This window comes from Flavobacterium labens (genome assembly GCF_048286755.1).
In the GTDB taxonomy this organism is placed as follows: Bacteria; Bacteroidota; Bacteroidia; order Flavobacteriales; family Flavobacteriaceae; genus Flavobacterium.
The window spans coordinates 1-17618 of the sequence record NZ_JBLVPL010000007.1 but is presented as its reverse complement, the minus strand read 5'-3'; the positions used below and the strand labels follow the sequence as shown (position 1 = coordinate 17618).

The 17618-nt window shown below is 32.5% G+C and carries 15 protein-coding genes; 11 read left to right on the top strand and 4 right to left on the bottom strand.

Annotation, left to right across the window (positions count from 1 at the left end; translation table 11 throughout):
- Nucleotides 1-208 precede the first annotated feature (208 nt).
- On the top strand, nucleotides 209-865 hold the full coding sequence (gene fsa, locus ACNQF8_RS13430) for a fructose-6-phosphate aldolase (RefSeq protein ID WP_073353076.1): 657 nt from the start codon (nucleotides 209-211) through the stop codon (nucleotides 863-865).
- Nucleotides 866-980: 115 nt separating this feature from the next.
- Here the strand turns inward: fsa and ACNQF8_RS13425 are convergent, their stop codons facing one another.
- The 3 genes from ACNQF8_RS13425 to ACNQF8_RS13415 form a co-directional block, all read right to left on the bottom strand.
- Nucleotides 981-2642 carry an MFS transporter gene (locus ACNQF8_RS13425; RefSeq protein WP_417952097.1) on the bottom strand — a complete coding sequence of 554 codons (1662 nt, stop codon included), beginning with the start codon at nucleotides 2640-2642 and terminating at the stop codon, nucleotides 981-983.
- A gap of 192 nt (nucleotides 2643-2834) precedes the next feature.
- Complete coding sequence (locus ACNQF8_RS13420; RefSeq protein ID WP_417953785.1) at nucleotides 2835-3536, bottom strand: LytR/AlgR family response regulator transcription factor; 702 nt, start codon at nucleotides 3534-3536, stop codon at nucleotides 2835-2837.
- A complete protein-coding gene (locus tag ACNQF8_RS13415) occupies nucleotides 3526-4578 on the bottom strand; it encodes a sensor histidine kinase (RefSeq protein ID WP_417952095.1) in 1053 nt (350 codons plus the stop codon). The genes ACNQF8_RS13420 and ACNQF8_RS13415 overlap by 11 nt, the downstream gene beginning before the upstream one ends.
- A 297-nt stretch (nucleotides 4579-4875) precedes the next feature.
- On the opposite strand from ACNQF8_RS13415, the gene nagB reads away from it, so the two are divergent.
- From nagB to ACNQF8_RS13365, 10 genes are all read left to right on the top strand, one after another.
- Nucleotides 4876-6813, top strand: coding sequence for a glucosamine-6-phosphate deaminase (gene nagB / locus ACNQF8_RS13410; RefSeq protein ID WP_417952094.1), 1938 nt, complete (start codon nucleotides 4876-4878; stop codon nucleotides 6811-6813).
- Nucleotides 6814-6836: 23 nt separating this feature from the next.
- Nucleotides 6837-8864 (top strand): beta-N-acetylhexosaminidase, encoded by a 2028-nt coding sequence (locus tag ACNQF8_RS13405; RefSeq protein ID WP_417953786.1) that lies wholly within the window; start codon nucleotides 6837-6839, stop codon nucleotides 8862-8864.
- A gap of 182 nt (nucleotides 8865-9046) precedes the next feature.
- The gene (locus tag ACNQF8_RS13400; RefSeq protein WP_417953787.1) at nucleotides 9047-10666 is read left to right on the top strand and encodes an ABC-F family ATP-binding cassette domain-containing protein; all 1620 of its coding nucleotides are present in this window, start codon (nucleotides 9047-9049) and stop codon (nucleotides 10664-10666) included.
- A 459-nt stretch (nucleotides 10667-11125) separates the two neighbouring features.
- Nucleotides 11126-12310, top strand: coding sequence for a DUF418 domain-containing protein (locus tag ACNQF8_RS13395; RefSeq protein ID WP_417953788.1), 1185 nt, complete (start codon nucleotides 11126-11128; stop codon nucleotides 12308-12310).
- Nucleotides 12311-12395: 85 nt separating this feature from the next.
- The gene (gene pyrR / locus ACNQF8_RS13390) at nucleotides 12396-12935 is read left to right on the top strand and encodes a bifunctional pyr operon transcriptional regulator/uracil phosphoribosyltransferase PyrR (protein WP_282716456.1); all 540 of its coding nucleotides are present in this window, start codon (nucleotides 12396-12398) and stop codon (nucleotides 12933-12935) included.
- A gap of 52 nt (nucleotides 12936-12987) precedes the next feature.
- Nucleotides 12988-13914, top strand: coding sequence for an aspartate carbamoyltransferase catalytic subunit (locus ACNQF8_RS13385; protein WP_417952089.1), 927 nt, complete (start codon nucleotides 12988-12990; stop codon nucleotides 13912-13914).
- Between the two features lie 71 nt (nucleotides 13915-13985).
- Complete coding sequence (locus ACNQF8_RS13380) at nucleotides 13986-14318, top strand: ribonuclease Z (RefSeq protein WP_282743709.1); 333 nt, start codon at nucleotides 13986-13988, stop codon at nucleotides 14316-14318.
- Between the two features lie 96 nt (nucleotides 14319-14414).
- Nucleotides 14415-15320, top strand: a complete 906-nt coding sequence (locus ACNQF8_RS13375; protein ID WP_417952088.1) for a ribonuclease Z — start codon at nucleotides 14415-14417, stop codon at nucleotides 15318-15320.
- 95 nt (nucleotides 15321-15415) lie between these two features.
- Entirely contained in the window at nucleotides 15416-16060 is a 645-nt protein-coding gene (gene pdxH, locus ACNQF8_RS13370; protein WP_417952087.1) for a pyridoxamine 5'-phosphate oxidase, read from the top strand.
- 163 nt (nucleotides 16061-16223) lie between these two features.
- Nucleotides 16224-16727, top strand: a complete 504-nt coding sequence (locus tag ACNQF8_RS13365) for a CAP domain-containing protein (RefSeq protein ID WP_417952086.1) — start codon at nucleotides 16224-16226, stop codon at nucleotides 16725-16727.
- A 329-nt stretch (nucleotides 16728-17056) separates the two neighbouring features.
- Here ACNQF8_RS13365 and ACNQF8_RS13360 read toward each other — a convergent pair.
- On the bottom strand, nucleotides 17057-17618 hold a 562-nt coding region (locus ACNQF8_RS13360), incomplete at its 5' end, for an OmpA family protein (RefSeq protein WP_417953789.1).

Here is a 17618-nt window from a genome sequence, read left to right as displayed (position 1 = left end):
AGCACAAAGCATTAAATTAAGTGCATTTTCTTACAAAATTTTAAGGTATAAAAACAAGTATGTCCACAAGGCAACTATAAAGCATTGTAAACATTGAAACGAGCCGTTATAAGTTGTAATTTTGCACCAAATTTAGAACAAAATCCCTTTAGGGTTTTAATCTCTGGAAGGGTTACTTTTTTTAAACACACAATTAAATAGATATATTATGAAGTTTTTTATTGACACGGCTAATTTAGCTCAAATTAAGGAAGCACAAGCATTAGGCGTTTTGGATGGTGTTACAACTAATCCATCATTGATGGCAAAAGAAGGAATCACAGGTAAAAACAGCATTTTGAAACATTATGTTGACATTTGTAACCTAGTTGATGGAGATGTTAGTGCCGAAGTAAATGCTTTAGATTACGACGGAATGATTAAAGAAGGGGAAGAATTAGCGGATTTACACGAGCAAATCGTAGTAAAATTACCTATGACTAAAGAAGGAGTTATGGCTGCTAAATACTTTTCGGATAAAGGAATTAAAACGAATGTAACTTTAGTATTCTCGGCTGGTCAGGCTTTATTAGCTGCAAAAGCGGGTGCTACTTATGTTTCTCCGTTTATTGGTCGTTTGGATGATGTTTCTACGGACGGATTGGCTTTGATTGAAGAAATCAGATTGATTTATGATAACTACGGCTATGAAACTCAAATTCTTGCTGCTTCAGTTCGTCATACAATGCATATTGTAAACTGTGCAAAAATTGGTGCTGATGTTATGACTGGACCATTATCTGCTATTTACGGTTTGTTGAAACACCCATTGACTGATATTGGATTGGCACAGTTTGTTGCTGATTTCGAGAAAGGAAATAAATAATAGTTTGAGTATTTAATGTTTAGTTAAATACATTGAAGTTCTCAATAAAAAAATCCCATCAACCTAGGTTGATGGGATTTTTTATTGGTTTGGTTTTGGTTAGTTTGTTTTGAAATTAGTGTCCTCCACCAACTTCTATTTCTTTTCCGATTCCTTGTTTTTCTAAAATTCCGATTACTTTCCAACCGTAGAATGCGATGAATGCAAAGCATAAAACGGGAATAAAATAGGAAGTATGGATACCAATGATATCAGCTAGTTTACCTTGTAATGGCGGTATAATTCCACCACCTAAAATCATCATTACTAAGAATGCAGATCCTTGAGATGTATATTTTCCTAAACCTGCAATTGCTAATGAGAAAATGCAAGGCCACATAATACTTAAGAATAATCCACCGCTCATAAAAGCAAAAATAGCTATCGTTCCTGTAGTGAATAATCCAATAAGCATAGCAGTCATTCCCATTATACCAAAAATCATTAATGTTCTTGACGGTTGGTCTTTTCCTAAAAAGAAACCAGCGATTTGGAACAAAATTACAAATGCGTACGCATATAAAGGCGTTACATCTTGTCCTGAAATGGCATTAGCAGTCAATACAACTCCAAATGCTACATAAGGAACAACGATAAGTAAAATTTTCTTTAATTGAGATGACGGGTTGAAAACCGTAATAGCTCCCGCCCAACGTCCAATCATTAAACTTCCCCAATACATAGACATGTATGGCGCCAAAGCTGGACCTGAAATAGAACCAAAATCAGCGGTTATTAATAATTCACCTAGGTTACTTCCAATGGTTACTTCGACACCTACGTAAGCGAAAAGGGCTAACATTCCCAAAACTAATTGTGGGTATTTCATTGCTCCCCATCCTTCAGGATTTTTTTGTGCTGTTGTATTGGCGAAAAACAATCCAATAACAACTACCAAAAGAGTAGAAACCGTTAAGGCCAATCCTAAGTAATCTTTTTCTTTATTCTCAATAAAACGAGTGATAAATTCAGCATCTTCATAACGAGAAAAGATATAAGCAAAAATTGCAACTAAAATTACTGTGATTGCAATCAATGTTTTCATTGCTTTGTTAGCCGTTTCAAAAGTAGAATCGCTTTTTCCGGACGGTAACTTTTTAGAAAAATGAAATAAGGCTGCTGCCAATAAAAATAGACCTCCTACAAATACATAAAGGATTCTCATTGAATCTAATGAATCTGGTTTTTGAGCAAATTCTTCAATATTTACACCTGCAATAACTCCAAATAAGGCGATAGAAACAACTATTGGTCCTATAGTGGTTCCAAATGAATTGATTCCTCCTGCAAGATTCAATCTGCTGGAAGCTGAATGTGCTTCTCCTAAAGAAGCCGCAAATGGTTGTGCAGAAGTTTGTTGTAATGAAAAGCCTAATGCAACTATGAATAAAGCTCCTAAAATAAACAAATAACTTCCTTGTGTTACCGCGATAATCATAAGTACAGCTCCAAATGTGCTGACCAATAATCCGTAAATAATTCCTTTCTTGAATCCCCAATCATTTAAAATATCCTTTTTTGCGATGCTGCTAAAAATAAATAAAAGCAATGCTCCAATATAATATGCTCCGTAAAAAGCAAAATCTATAAGTTGACTTTGAAATTGATCTAAACCAAATTTGGCTTTGCAAAAGGGAATGAAAATACCGTTTGATGCTCCAATAAATCCCCAAAAGAAAAATACTGTTATGAGCGTATAAAGCGCGGAATTATTAGACTTTGTTTGTTCTGAATTCATAATTTTAAATAGGTTAATGATTAAGTTAATTACTTTTATAGCTGCAAGACCGTAAATATATTTGTTAAGTAAATTAAAAAAAAATTATTTAGACTAAATATTGTTAGAATTATAGAATAATCACTTTTTGTTAAAAAACGATGCTTTTTTTTCGAAGTTTTTGCTTTTTCAAATAAAATATTGAAATGGAATTTACTTTAAAATTTTACTTTTTACATCTTTAGCGTAATTTCTACCAATTGGAAGCGTGTAAGAAAGGATTTGTATTCTGTTACCTTCAATAGATTTCACTTTATCAATCGCTATGGTGTATGATTTATGGATGCGTATGAACCTGTCAGCAGCTAATTCTTCGGATAAAGAGGTCAATGATTTGTGGGTAATATATGTTTTATCTGATGTTACTACTTTAATATATTCCTTCATTCCTTCAATAAACAGGATTTCATCGATTGTTATTTTCACCATTTTCTTATCGACTTTGATAAAAATATGCGGTTCAATTTTATGCGGTTCAATTTTGATATTATTTTTTAAATTGAAATCGGCTTCAATTTTATGAATGCATTTTATAAATCTTGGAAGTGGTATTGGTTTTACTAAATAATCTAATACGTCTAAATCATAACTTTCTGCAGCAAATTCTCTAAAGGCTGTGGTGATAATAATTTTGGTCTTATATTCTATCAATCGGATTAATTCAAAACCAGTCATCATTGGCATATTAATATCCAAAAAAACTGCATCAACAGTATTGTTGTTTATGAACTCCAGAGCCTCCAGAGCATTATTGAATGTAGCAGTAATTTCAAAGTCGGCAAAATTATTAAAATAATTCTGCAATACTTTTATGGCTAATGGTTCGTCGTCAATCAAAACACATTTAATCTTCATTAGATAGCGGTATTTGTAAGCGAATGATATAAAAATTGAACTTTACCTGTTGTTCTAATTTATATTTTTTCTTGAAAATTAACTTTAATCTCTTTTTAGTATTCGTTAGCCCAATTCCTTTTTTTTCTTTTGAATCTGGTGAAAGTACAAAATTATTTAGTATTTCAAAATGAAGGGTGGACTCATCAATAATTTTACAATTTATCTTTATTTTAAGATTGTTATTATTTACCCCACCGTGTTTAAAGGCATTTTCCAAAAAAGAAATCAGCAGTAACGGCGGTACTTTGACTTCGTCAATATTCGATTCTAGGTTAATACTGACTTCTACGTTTTTAAACCGAAGTTTTTCAATTTCAATATAATTTTGAATGTAATCAATTTCTTTTATTAATGGTACAAATTTAGTGTCTTCGATATCATATAATACATATTCCATCAATTTTGACAACTTAATTATCACAATGGGAACTTTACTTGATGATTCCAGTGACAATGCGTATAAATTGTTTAAGGTATTGAAGAAAAAATGAGGCTGAATTTGAGTCTTTAAATACTTTAGTTTCATCTTGGATTGGTTCTCAATTATGGCTCTGTTTCGTTCTCTTTCTTTGAGCCAAATTTGGGTAAGGTAAATGGATGAGGCGATTGCAACAACATACAATTCACCAATACATACGGCAACAATATGATTGATTTCAAATGGTGTATATTCTCTGTTTGCTTCGGGCCAAATATCCTCAGAAATGATATAATAGGTTAATCCTGTTTTTAATAAATAGATAATCATTAAACTCAAAAGTAAAGCAAATGTATACTTATAATATTTTGATGTTAATACATAGCGGGGAATTAGAACAAATAAATTGAAATAGACTAATGGAATATGAAGCGAGAATTCTAAGACATTCGATTTAAAAGAATATTCATAATCATTGAAATACGCTCCCCATCGAAGAAAGTTCATTAAAAAAAATAGTCCCCAGAACCAAAAATGATTTTGAAGTTTGATATCGAATATTTTCCCTTTTGTATGATTCATTTTTTGTTAGAATTATTTTTTGGACAGCCCATTTTTAAAGAAAGTACTTTTCGAGAACTTAAATCAATTTAGTAATAAAAATTTTAAAATAGAAATATCAAAAATATGCAAATTGATAAGAAAAACTCCTAATTGTTGTAGTTGAAAACGCGTTGTTGACAGAATTGTGTCGTTGGTTTAAAATAAACGGCCGTTGGTATAAATTATTTTTTCAGGAAAAACCTTTCAGTTACTTTTATACTTAGATTAAAACAATTAATATCAAAGAAGTAATTAAATCGAATAAATAAAAATAAAATGAAAAGTGCTTTAGAAATTAAACCTGACATCAGCTATAAAAGTGCCGGTAAATTTGAAGAAACGAGATTTGAAAAAATTCATAATGAAATTTTTAAAAACTCAGTAGAAGCGTCTGTCATTGTCGCTCAGGAAATTGCACAATTAATTAGATCTAGACAAGAAAAAAACAAACCTTGTGTTTTAGGTTTAGCAACAGGTTCTTCGCCTATAAAAGTATATGAAGAACTAGTTAGAATGCACAAAAAAGAAGGTCTTAGTTTTAGTAATGTAATCACTTTTAATTTGGATGAGTATTATCCAATGACAAAAGAGAATAATCAGAGCTATCATTATTTCATGCATCAGCATCTTTTTAATCACATAGACATTAAACCTGAAAATGTCAATATTCCAGACGGTACAGTGGCTATTGAAGAACTGAACCAATATTGTATTGATTATGAAATGAAAATAAAAAATGCAGGTGGTCTTGATTTTCAATTATTAGGAATTGGGCGTACAGGTCACGTTGGATTTAATGAACCGGGTTCGCATATCAATTCAGGGACTCGAATAATTACATTGGATCATATTACAAGAGTAGATGCTTCATCGGATTTTAATGGTATTGACAACGTTCCTAAAAGAGCAATTACCATGGGCGTTTCTACGATTCTTAGATCTAAAAGAATTGTATTGATGGCATGGGGCCAAAATAAAGCCGATATTATAAAAAGAACTATTCAAGGCGATATCAGCTCCGAAGTTCCTGCTACTTTTTTGCAAAATCACACCAATACAACTTTTGTTTTAGACCAGTTGGCAGCTTCAGAATTAACCCGATTCAAAACGCCGTGGTTAGTGGGAGAATGCATTTGGACTCAAGAGTTAAAAAGTAAAGCTATCGTTTGGCTGTGCCAAAAAACGGATCAATCTATTTTGAAACTGACCGACAGGGATTACAATAATAACGGAATGTCTGATCTTTTGGCTTTAGAAGGCTCTGCGTACGATTTAAATATTAATATGTTTAATGTGTTGCAGCATACCATAACTGGATGGCCGGGAGGAAAACCTAATACTGACGATACTTACAGACCGGAACGCGCTAATCCTTCTAAGAAAAGAGTAATTCTTTTTAGTCCGCATCCAGATGATGATGTAATTTCTATGGGTGGAACTTTTTCAAAATTGATAAAACAAGGACATGATGTTCATGTAGTGTATCAGACTTCAGGAAATATTGCTGTTACAGATGATGAAGCTTTAAAGTTTGCCGAAGTTTGTAATGATTTTGTTGGTACAGATGAAACTAAAATTAATTTTAAAGCAGTAATCAATTTTCTAAATAACAAAACAGAAAATCAAGTAGATTCTCTAGAAGTTAGAAAATTAAAGGGACTTATTAGACGTCGTGAGTCTTACGCAGCAACAAGATATATAGGATTGAAAGATGAAAATATTCATTTTTTAGATATGCCTTTTTATGAAACAGGACAAGTAAAGAAAAATCCAATAGGCGAGGATGATATTGCCATTGTAAAAGATATAATTGCAAAAATTAAACCCCATCAGGTTTTTGCCGCAGGCGATCTTGCGGATCCGCACGGAACGCATGAAGTTTGCCTAAACGCTATTTTTGCGGCAATGGGAGCTTTGAAACCCGAACCGTTTATGAAGGATTGTTGGTTGTGGCTTTATCGCGGCGCATGGCATGAATGGGAAATTCATGAAATAGACATGGCAGTTCCGTTAAGTCCCGAGGAAGTAATGTTAAAAAGACACGCTATTTTGTACCATCAATCGCAAAAAGATCGCGTGATGTTTCAAGGAAATGATTCCAGAGAATTTTGGGTGCGTGCCGAAGATCGAAATAAACATACAGCAAAATTGTATGATGATTTGGGATTGGCTGAATATGAAGCCATCGAGGCTTTTAAACGTTTTGATTATTAAAATATCTTGAATACCTATAAACTATGAAATACTTTTTAATACTATTATTTGGAACTTTTGTTTCGAATGCTCAAATTACCACCGAGCAATTAAACCTGATGCCTTGGCCGCAAAACATAAAGTTGTCCGCTGGTACTTTTGCTTTAAGCAAAAATTTTAAAGTGAATATTACTGGGAATCCAAATCCCAGAATTTTCATAGGCACAACCAATTTCCTAAGGCGATTGGATGGCAGAACGGGATTGTTTCTAGAACAAAGTTTTTTGACGAAAGTCAACGAAAGTCCAGAAGCCGAATTACAAATTAATTGTACTCGCAATGGAAAAATAGAAATTAATGAGGATGAAAGTTACCAACTGACAATTACATCCAATAAAATAATTATTAATGCCGCCAATGATTTAGGAGCGTTGCATGGCTTGGAAACTTTATTGCAATTGCTGCAAAACAATAATACATCTTATTACTTTCCGGTTGTTGAAATTTCGGATTCGTCACGTTTTACTTGGAGAGGTTTGATGATTGATGCCGCCCGACATTTCCAGCCCGTAGATGTTATTAAAAGAAATCTAGACGCTATGGCTTCGATGAAAATGAATGTTTTTCATTGGCATTTAGCCGATGATCAAGGTTGGAGAATTCAATTAAAAAATCATCCTAAATTAACTGAATTAGCGTCAGATGGATATTTTTATACTCAGGAAGAAATCAAAAACATTGTAAAATATGCTGATGAAAGAGGGATTCTCGTTATTCCCGAGATAGATGTTCCGGGACATGCTTCGGCATTGCTGACTGCTTATCCGGAAATAGGAAGTAAAGTAGGCGAGGGGAAAATTACATATGAAGTACAAAGAAATTCAGGAATTTTCAATGCGACTCTTGACCCAACAAATCCAAAAACCTATGAAATATTAAGCACAATTTTTGACGAAGTGTGTCCGTTATTTCCGGGGAGTTATTTTCACATTGGTGGTGATGAGAATAATGGAAAAGAGTGGAATGCAAATCCTGCAATTCAGCAATTTAAGAAGGAAAATAATTTAGTCAACAACCATGATTTGCAGACTTATTTTAATATGAAGTTAATTCCTATGCTCAAAAAACACAACAAAAAATTGATGGGTTGGGAAGAAATAATGACTGAAAACATGTCAAAAGATGCCATAATTCATGCTTGGAGAGGAACTAATGAAGGTGAAGAAGCCGGCGGAGCATTAATCAAAGCTGCAAAAAACGGTTACAATACTGTTTTGTCTAATGGATACTACATAGACCTAATGCTGGGTTTAGAAAGTCATTATTTGAATGATCCCTTGCCTAAAAAGATTATTCTCACTCCGGAAGAAAAAGCAAGGATTTTAGGAGGGGAAGCTGCAATGTGGAGCGAACTCGTAACGCCATTAAATATAGATTCCAGAATTTGGCCACGAACCGCCGCAATAGCCGAGCGATTATGGTCAAGTGCGGAAGTGAATGATATGAACAGCTTGCGCAAAAGGTTGAAAACAATCTCTTTTCGATTAGAAGAACTAGGAATTACACACATTAGAAACAAAGAAGTGATTTTGAGAAACATCAGCAACAATCAAGATACACGGGCATTGAATGATTTTTCGAACCTTTGTGAACCTCTGAAAAATTATAAACGCAACGGTGGCGGAAAGAAATACCGTATGCATTCTCCGCTAACCTTGTTTGCGGATGCTTGTAATGCGGATGCTTCTGAAGCGCTAGATTTTAATCTTGCAGTCAATGCGTATTTAGCGGATAAAAGCAAGGAGAATAAAGTTTTGGTAACCGATTTTTTCAAGAAGTGGATTGTTATGAATACCGATTTGATTGCTTTGAGTGCCAATGCTCCGTTGGTACAACCTCTTTTGCCTTTGTCTAAAAGTTTGAGTGATGTATCTGAGCAGCTATTGCTTTTAATGGATAAAAAACAAAAAGTTAATCAAGCGTTATTAGAGGATTTATTAGAAAAATGCAATACCAGAAGTCCGGCTGATGTAGAATTAGCAGTTTACGGGAGTTTGAAGAAGTTGCTTTAATAAAATAAAACATTGGTTTTTTCGATACTAAACTCTAGAATCCTGACTATTTAAGTCAGGATTTTTTATGTGTATTATTATCCTATTCCATAAATTTAAACCCTTGAAAACGGATTTTTCTGGAATTCAGTAAATCAGTATTTTTTTCGTATTTTTGCAAAAATTTTATAAAATAAACATTCATGTTAACAGTAAATAATTTATCAGTTCAGTTTGGCAAACGAATTTTGTTTGACGAAGTAAATACTACCTTCACACACGGTAATATCTATGGAGTTATCGGAGCCAATGGCGCTGGAAAATCTACTTTTCTTAAAATAATTGCAGGTGAAATGGACCCAACTTCGGGACATATTCATTTGGAGCCAGGAAAACGTATGTCGGTTTTAAACCAAAACCACAATATGTTTGACGAAAGCACCGTATTGGAGACCGTTATGATGGGGAATAAAACCTTGTATGCGATCAAAAAAGAAATGGATGCTTTGTACTTAGATTACAATGATTCAATTGCAGACAGAATAGGCGAGTTGCAAGTGCAATTTGAAGAAATGAACGGATGGAATGCTGATTCTGATGCTGCATCGATGTTGTCGAATCTTGGCATTACCGAGGAACATCATTATACTTTAATGGGAGATTTGGAAGGGAAAATAAAAGTTCGTGTCCTTTTGGCACAAGCACTTTTTGGAAATCCGGATTTACTTATTATGGATGAGCCTACAAATGATCTGGATTTTGAAACTATTGCTTGGTTAGAAAATTTCTTGGCCAACTATGAAAACACCGTAATCGTAGTTTCTCACGACAGACACTTTTTGGATTCCGTTTGTACACATATTTCGGATATTGACTTCAGTAAAATAAATCATTACTCAGGAAACTATACATTCTGGTATGAGTCAAGCCAATTAGCAGCGAAACAACGCGCGCAACAAAACAAAAAAGCAGAAGAAAAGAAACAGGAATTAGAAGAATTTATTCGTCGTTTTAGTGCGAATGTAGCCAAATCAAAACAAGCTACTTCGCGTAAAAAAATGATTAGCAAGTTGAATATTTCTGAGATAAAACCATCAAGTCGACGTTACCCGGCAATTATTTTTGACCAAGAGCGTGAAGCAGGAGATCAAATTTTGAATGTTCAAAATTTAAGCGCTTCCATAGATGGAGAAATTTTGTTTAAAGGAGTAGATTTGAATATGGCCAAAGGCGACAAAATCGTTCTTTTCTCTAAAGATTCCCGTGCAACAACTGCATTTTATGAAATATTAAACGCAAATCAAACCGCAGATTCTGGAACTTTTGATTGGGGAGTTACAACAAACCAAGCCTATTTGCCGGGTGATAATCATTCATTTTTCGAAAGTGATTATTCGCTTGTGGATTGGTTGCGACAATGGGTAAAAACTGAAGAGGAACGTGATGAGGTAAACATTCGTAGTTTTCTTGGGAAAATGATTTTCTCTGGTGAGGAAGCGTTGAAAACCTGTAGAGTATTATCAGGAGGAGAAAAAGTACGTTGTATGTTGTCTCGAATGATGATGGAAAGAGCCAATGTTTTAATGCTTGACGAACCTACAAATCACTTGGATTTAGAATCGATTACGGCTTTTAATAACTCATTAAAAAACTATAAGGGTTCCGTAATCTTTACTACACACGATCATGAATTTGCTCAAACCGTTGGAAATAGAGTTGTCGAATTGACACCAAATGGCGCTATTGATAGATATATGACTTTCGATGAATACTTGGATAACGAAGGTGTTCAGGAATTAAGAGCTAAAATGTACACCGTATAAAAAGTGATATATTAAATAGAAAATCTCCCGCAATAACGGGAGATTTTTTTGTTTAATGAATATTCATTAAAATTATTTTCGTCTACTTCCTACTGAAAATTTTACTCACAATAAACGCGATAATGGCTAGCACAGCAATCACAATAAAAATACCTACTCCAACTCCTGCTTTAAATATACCTTCTATAATTGAACAACTCGTAAACGATAGTAATACTACTAAAAGCATTAACAATCTGGTTAGTTTTTTTTGCATGATTTTTTTCTTTAATTAGAAATATAAAAATACTAAATAGGAGCGCTTATTTGTTATATAATTTCTACTGTTTATTGTAAAATTTTTCAATAGTTTCAAAAAAAATCACAAAATGCACCTTTATAAATATTTTTTAAACCACTATTTATGTAAAAAAATATATTTTTGAGTTTTATTATTTTTATTTAATCCAAGCTATTAATATGACCAACATTACTTTAAATTTAAAATCTCCTAGAATAGAAGTGGTAGATGCCTTACGTGGTTTTGCAATTATGTCTATTATGTTACTTCATAATGTAGAACATTTTGAATATTATCATTTGCCTGAAAATTTTCCAGCTTGGCTTGTCGCTATGGATAAAATAGTTTGGGACTCTATGTTTTTCATTTTTGGAGGAAAATCATATGCCATTTTTGCGCTTCTTTTTGGGTTTAGTTTTTACATTCAAAATGACAATCAAGCTAAAAAAGGAAATGATTTCCGAGGTCGTTTTTTTTGGCGTATGATGCTATTATTAGTTTTTGGACTAATAAATACTGCATTTTATCAAGGAGATATCCTAACCTTATATGCTTTTCTTGGGCTTTTATTGATACCGGTTGTCAACTGGAGTAACAAAGCCATTTTTATAACAGCTGTTGTTTTGATGCTGCAACCTTTAGAATGGGCAAGATGTATTTATTATATGTTGAATCCAGATTATGTTGCACCACCTAATTTGTCTAATGGTTATTATGAAAGTATTGCACTTTTTATGAAAAATGGTTCTTTTGTAGATTATGTAGTTGGTAACTTGACATTAGCAAAAATCGCTTCTTTATTATGGTCATGGGAAAATGGTAGGTTTTTTCAGGCTCCGGCTTTATTCTTATTTGGAATGTTACTGGGTCGAAAACAACTTTTTAACATAACCGATGCAAACCAACAGTTTTGGAAAAAAGTATTACTGTATTCAAGTATTTTATTTGTACCATTATTTGTTTTAAAAACTCATACGGTAGACGTAATAGCAAGAGTAACATTATCTAATAAACTCACCATTATATTTGCTTCTTGGTCAAACGTAGCATTTATGTTAGTTCTCGTTTCAGGATTTATTTTATTGTATCAAAAGGATTCTGTTAATAAAGTATTTTCTAAGCTGATTCCTTTTGGAAAAATGAGTTTGACTAATTACATCATGCAATCCATGATTGGTTCCTTTCTTTATTACCGATACGGATTGGGGCTTTTTGAATATACAGGAGCAACATATTGTTTATTGATAGGTATTGTGTTATTTTTTATACAATTAACATTTTGTACTTGGTGGCTTAAAACGCATAAACAAGGACCTTTAGAAACGATTTGGCATAAAGCTACATGGATTTCTTGGGGCAAATAATAAATGCCTCTATTTTCTCTCTTTATAATTATAAAATCATAAATCGGAATTCGTATATTTGCAAAACCAAACAACACACTTTACAATGAGTCAAAAAGTATTACTTACTGCAAAAGAAGTTACTATCATATTACATCGTTTGGCCTGTCAATTAATTGAAAAACACTTAGATTTTTCAGACACTATTTTAGTAGGTATTCAACCTAGAGGCGTTTTTTTAGCAGAACGTTTAAAAGAAATATTAGAAAAAGAATACCAAACGCCTGAAATTCAATTAGGCTATTTGGATATTACCTTTTTCAGAGATGATTTTCGAAGAACAGATAAGCCATTAGAAGCAAATAAAACCAAGATTAATTTTATCGTTGAAAACAAGAAAGTTATTTTCATTGATGATGTTTTATTTACCGGACGAAGTATTCGTTCCGCTTTGACAGCTATTCAATCTTTTGGCAGACCATCAGAAATTGAACTTCTAGTTTTGATTGACAGACGTTTTAGCCGCAATTTACCTATTCAACCGGATTATAGAGGAAGACAGGTAGATGCCATCAATAACGAAAAAGTCAAAGTGAGTTGGAAAGAAAATGATGGTGAAGATGGTGTCTATTTAATTACAAGTTAGATTATAATTTGTTTAAAAGTCTAACATTAAAAACTAATAATCGTAAAAAGAAATGAAAGAATTAAGCGTAAATCATTTATTAGGAATAAAATACATCAACAAGAATGATATTGACTTAATTTTTGAAACAGCCGATCATTTTAAAGAAGTTATCAATCGACCAATTAAGAAAGTACCTTCCTTACGAGATATTACCATTGCCAATATTTTTTTCGAAAATAGTACTAGAACAAAGCTCTCTTTTGAGTTAGCACAAAAACGTTTATCTGCCGATGTTATCAGTTTTTCGGCAGCACAATCTTCAGTCAAAAAAGGGGAAACTCTAATAGATACCGTTAATAATATACTTTCGATGAAAGTAGATATGGTAGTCATGCGACATGCAAATCCAGGTGCTGCTTATTTTCTTTCCAAAAACGTAAAAGCCAGTATTGTAAATGCGGGAGATGGCGCACATGAGCATCCTACACAAGCCTTATTAGACAGTTATTCGATTAGAGAAAAATTAGGCGAAGTGGCCGGAAAAAAAGTAGTGATTGTAGGTGATGTTTTGCATTCCAGAGTTGCCTTGTCCAATATTTATGCTTTGCAGATGCAAGGTGCTGAGGTGAAAGTTTGCGGGCCAAAAACACTTATTCCAAGACATATTGAATCGCTAGGTGTAACGGTAGAACCTGATTTAAGAAAAGCATTAGAATGGTGTGATGTTGCGAATATGTTACGCGTGCAAAATGAACGTATGGATGTCAATTATTTCCCGTCCACAAGGGAATATGCACAGCAATATGGAGTTGATAAAACTATTTTAGATTCTCTAAATAAAGAAATCATAATTATGCATCCGGGACCAATAAATCGCGGTGTCGAAATTACCAGTGAGGTGGCTGATTCGCAACAATCGGTGATTTTAAATCAAGTTGAAAATGGTGTGGCGATTAGAATGGCCGTAATTTATCTTTTGGCATCAAAAATCCAGTAGTTTAATATAAAACTTTGTAAATTAGCTGTTTATAAACTTCTCTACCTTGAGTAGACTTAGAAATTAAAAAGATGAAAGTAGATCAAAAAGGACACACAATTAGCATTAGAGATACGCAAGGTGATTTTACCTCTTTTTTAATGAAGGTTACTCATCAATATAAGACATTTGAAAAGCATAATTTAATCATAGATCTTTTGTTGTACAAAGATTTATCGGCAGGTAATATAAAATTATTTATGCCTTTATCAAAACTTCATAAAAAAGCTAAAAAATCATTTGTTATTGTTACTTCTGATTTTGATTACAATGCCGTTCCAGAGAAATTAACTGTTGTTCCTTCTTTATTAGAAGCACATGATATTATAGAAATGGAAGAGATTGAAAGAGATTTAGGCTTTTAGATAAGTTTATTCGGTTACTGGTTTAGCCGCCTGATTTATTTAACCATATAAGCATAACCGATTAAACAGTTAAACAAATAACCGAATAAATTAAACTTGAAACTAACAATCCTTGGTTGCTATGCCGCAACACCCCGAACTTTTACGAATCCAACCTCACAGATTCTAGAAATAAAAAACAGACTTTTTTTGATTGATTGCGCAGAAGGAACCCAAGTGCAATTGCGAAAAAATAAAATCCGATTTTCTAAGATTAATCATATCTTCATTTCTCATTTGCACGGAGATCATTTTTTTGGATTAATAGGTTTAGTTTCTACTTTTACTTTACTGAACAGAACAACTGATTTGCATATTTATGGTCCAAAGGGAATCCAAGAAATCATCAAGTTACAATTGAGATTATCTAATTCTTGGACTAATTATGGTTTGTTCTTTCATGAACTGGAATCCAATGATAGCGAGGTTATTTTTGAAGATGAAAAGGTTTTAGTAAAAACCATTCCTTTAAAGCATCGTGTTTACACAAATGGGTTTTTATTCCAAGAAAAAACAGGAGACCGCAAACTTAATCTCGATGCCGTCCAAAATTATGAAATTGATACGTGTTATTATCAAAAAATAAAAAACGGAAAAGATATTACTTTAGATGATGGGCGAGTTATTGAAAATGACAAATTAACATTTGATCCTATTCCTGCAAAAAATTATGCTTTTTGCTCAGATACCGCATATAATGAAGCAATAATTCCAATCATTGAAAACATTGATGTTTTATATCATGAATCTACTTTTCTGCAATCAGAAGAAAATTTAGCTAAAAAGACCTTGCATTCCACGGCAAAAGAAGCGGCTACAATTGCTTTGAAATCTAATGCAAAGCAATTAATTTTAGGGCATTATTCTACTCGATATGAAAATATTGATCTTTTTAAAGAAGAAGCAGCAACTATTTTTCCGGAAGTGCTTTTAGCTGATGATGGGAAAAGCTTTGAGTTTTAAATAAAAATAATTTATTTCATCTGAATTCACATTTGGATATTTGAATCTTCCTAAATTGGATCATTCAAATATCGAATAATCATAAATTAAAAAACATGAACGATTTAAGTAACTACAGAAAATCTTACGAAAAGAGCGAACTATTAGAATCAAATATCCCTGAAGACCCAATAAACCTTTTTAATAGATGGTTTCATGAGGTTGAGGATTTTGGTGGGGATAGCGAAGTTAATGCTATGACGGTATCTACAATAGGTTTAGATGGATTTCCAAAGGCCAGAGTTGTTCTGTTGAAAAAATTTAATGAGGAAGGGTTTATTTTTTACACTAATTATAATTCAGAAAAGGGTAGGGCTATCACAGCAAATCCGAATGTTTGCTTATCGTTTTTTTGGCATACTATGGAGCGTCAGGTTATTATTAAAGGTATAGCTCATAAAACTTCTGAAGTCATTTCAGATAGTTATTTCGAATCAAGACCTGATGGCAGTAAATTAGGAGCAATAGTTTCTAATCAAAGTGAAATTGTACCTTCACGTGAATATTTAGAAAATAATCTAAAACAGTTAGAAAAGGATTTTGATAGTATGGTAATTCCTAGACCGAAACATTGGGGAGGATTTCTTGTAACACCTTTAGAGGTAGAATTTTGGCAAGGAAGACCTAATAGATTGCATGATAGAATTAGATATAATAGTCAGGAAGATTTTTCTTGGAAAATAGATCGATTATCTCCTTAATGTAAGAAATATATATATTTAATTATTTTTATGATGTAGTTCGTCGATTTTTTTTGGTATTTTAACGATAAAATAAGTATGTTTGAATAAGAAATAAGAACATATTATTTATTTATTAAAGAAGTTTGCCCCACAATCTACTTTAAACTTAAACTACTATATTATGAAAATAAAATTACTTCGTGCATTATTCCTTGTTACTGTTATTTGTACATTGAATTCTTGTTCTTCAGATGATTCTGAGACACAAACTACTGAAGCAACTACACAAAAAGTAGTAAGCTATTCTTATAATTCTATTGAGCTAGAAACAATGGATTTAATTAATAAACACAGAATTAGTGTTGGATTAAAACCTTTGGAAAAAATCAATCACATGTCATTTAAGTCAGAAGAGCATGATAATTACATGATTGCAAATAATGTAGTTAATCATAATGATTTTGTAGCTCGTTCTGAAAATATTATTAAAACTTTAGGAGCTAAAACGGTAAGTGAAAATATAGCTTACAATTATAATACTCCTGAGGCTGTTTTAGATGCTTGGTTAGCTAGCCCTAGTCACAAAGCTAACATTGAAGGTGATCATACTCATTTTGGAATTGCAATTAAAGAAAATCCTGCAAATGGTAGAAAGTATTACACAAATATTTTCGCAAAAATATAGTTAGAGTTTGTTTTTTAAAACTAAAAGGCTGTCTTCTCCCCAAAAGGCAGCCTTTTATATTTAACAGAATCTAAAAGATAATTAATAACGTTTAGCTAATTTAGTGTGGTTGTTTGAATAAAAGTCCAATGAAATAATTTTCATTGGACTTTTTTGTTTTGAGTAATTATCTTATGGGTTTTAGTTAACTCTAAAAAGAGCTTATTTTAAGGTCTTAGAGCAAAAATAAATAGTACATAGTTTATATAGTGATTCCTTATTTCATAAAGAGGTATTAAAAAAAATAGGCTATCTAATTAAAGATAGCCTATTAAATTTTATGATAATAATTACAAAGCAGTAATAATAAATTCACTTCTTCTGTTAAGTTGGTGTTCTTCTTCGGAACAAATTACATCATCAGCGCAATTGTTTACCAGTTGAGTTTCACCGTATCCTTTACCTGTTAATCTGCTTGCATCAATTCCATTTTTAACTAACCAGTTAATGGTTGATTTAGCTCTTCTTTCAGATAATGCTTCATTGTATTTGAAGGTTTGTCTGCTGTCAGTATGCGAACGGATGTCAATTTTCATTGTTGGATTCTGATTTAAAACATCTAATATTTTTTCTAAATCCAGAGCTGCTTCTGATCTAATATTCGATTTGTCTAAATCAAAATAAATCATTTTGATACCAAAACATTTACCCAAATCATCACCAACGGCTACTTTACATATTTCTTTTTCTAATGCAATAGGTAAATATGTTTTTCCAGTTGTTGCAGCGATAGTGATTTTTTCTTCTTTGGTTGTGTATTCTGGTTTTTCAGCCCTTACACTGTAAGTCTTTCCACATTCAACCTTAAAGCTATATTTTCCTTTATCATCAGAAGTGGCAGTATTGACAACT

Excerpts from the sequence above, each read along its gene's own strand:
- ACNQF8_RS13400 (WP_417953787.1), top strand. The coding sequence starts at position 9,047 with ATGTTAACAGTAAATAATTTATCAGTTCAGTTTGGCAAACGAATTTTG.
- fsa (WP_073353076.1), top strand. The coding sequence starts at position 209 with ATGAAGTTTTTTATTGACACGGCTAATTTAGCTCAAATTAAGGAAGCA.
- ACNQF8_RS13415 (WP_417952095.1), bottom strand. The coding sequence starts at position 4,578 with ATGAATCATACAAAAGGGAAAATATTCGATATCAAACTTCAAAATCAT.
- ACNQF8_RS13380 (WP_282743709.1), top strand. The coding sequence starts at position 13,986 with ATGAAAGTAGATCAAAAAGGACACACAATTAGCATTAGAGATACGCAA.
- nagB (WP_417952094.1), top strand. The coding sequence starts at position 4,876 with ATGAAAAGTGCTTTAGAAATTAAACCTGACATCAGCTATAAAAGTGCC.
- ACNQF8_RS13420 (WP_417953785.1), bottom strand. The coding sequence starts at position 3,536 with ATGAAGATTAAATGTGTTTTGATTGACGACGAACCATTAGCCATAAAA.
- ACNQF8_RS13385 (WP_417952089.1), top strand. The coding sequence starts at position 12,988 with ATGAAAGAATTAAGCGTAAATCATTTATTAGGAATAAAATACATCAAC.
- ACNQF8_RS13365 (WP_417952086.1), top strand. The coding sequence starts at position 16,224 with ATGAAAATAAAATTACTTCGTGCATTATTCCTTGTTACTGTTATTTGT.
- ACNQF8_RS13405 (WP_417953786.1), top strand. The coding sequence starts at position 6,837 with ATGAAATACTTTTTAATACTATTATTTGGAACTTTTGTTTCGAATGCT.
- pdxH (WP_417952087.1), top strand. The coding sequence starts at position 15,416 with ATGAACGATTTAAGTAACTACAGAAAATCTTACGAAAAGAGCGAACTA.
- pyrR (WP_282716456.1), top strand. The coding sequence starts at position 12,396 with ATGAGTCAAAAAGTATTACTTACTGCAAAAGAAGTTACTATCATATTA.
- ACNQF8_RS13425 (WP_417952097.1), bottom strand. The coding sequence starts at position 2,642 with ATGAATTCAGAACAAACAAAGTCTAATAATTCCGCGCTTTATACGCTC.
- ACNQF8_RS13395 (WP_417953788.1), top strand. The coding sequence starts at position 11,126 with ATGACCAACATTACTTTAAATTTAAAATCTCCTAGAATAGAAGTGGTA.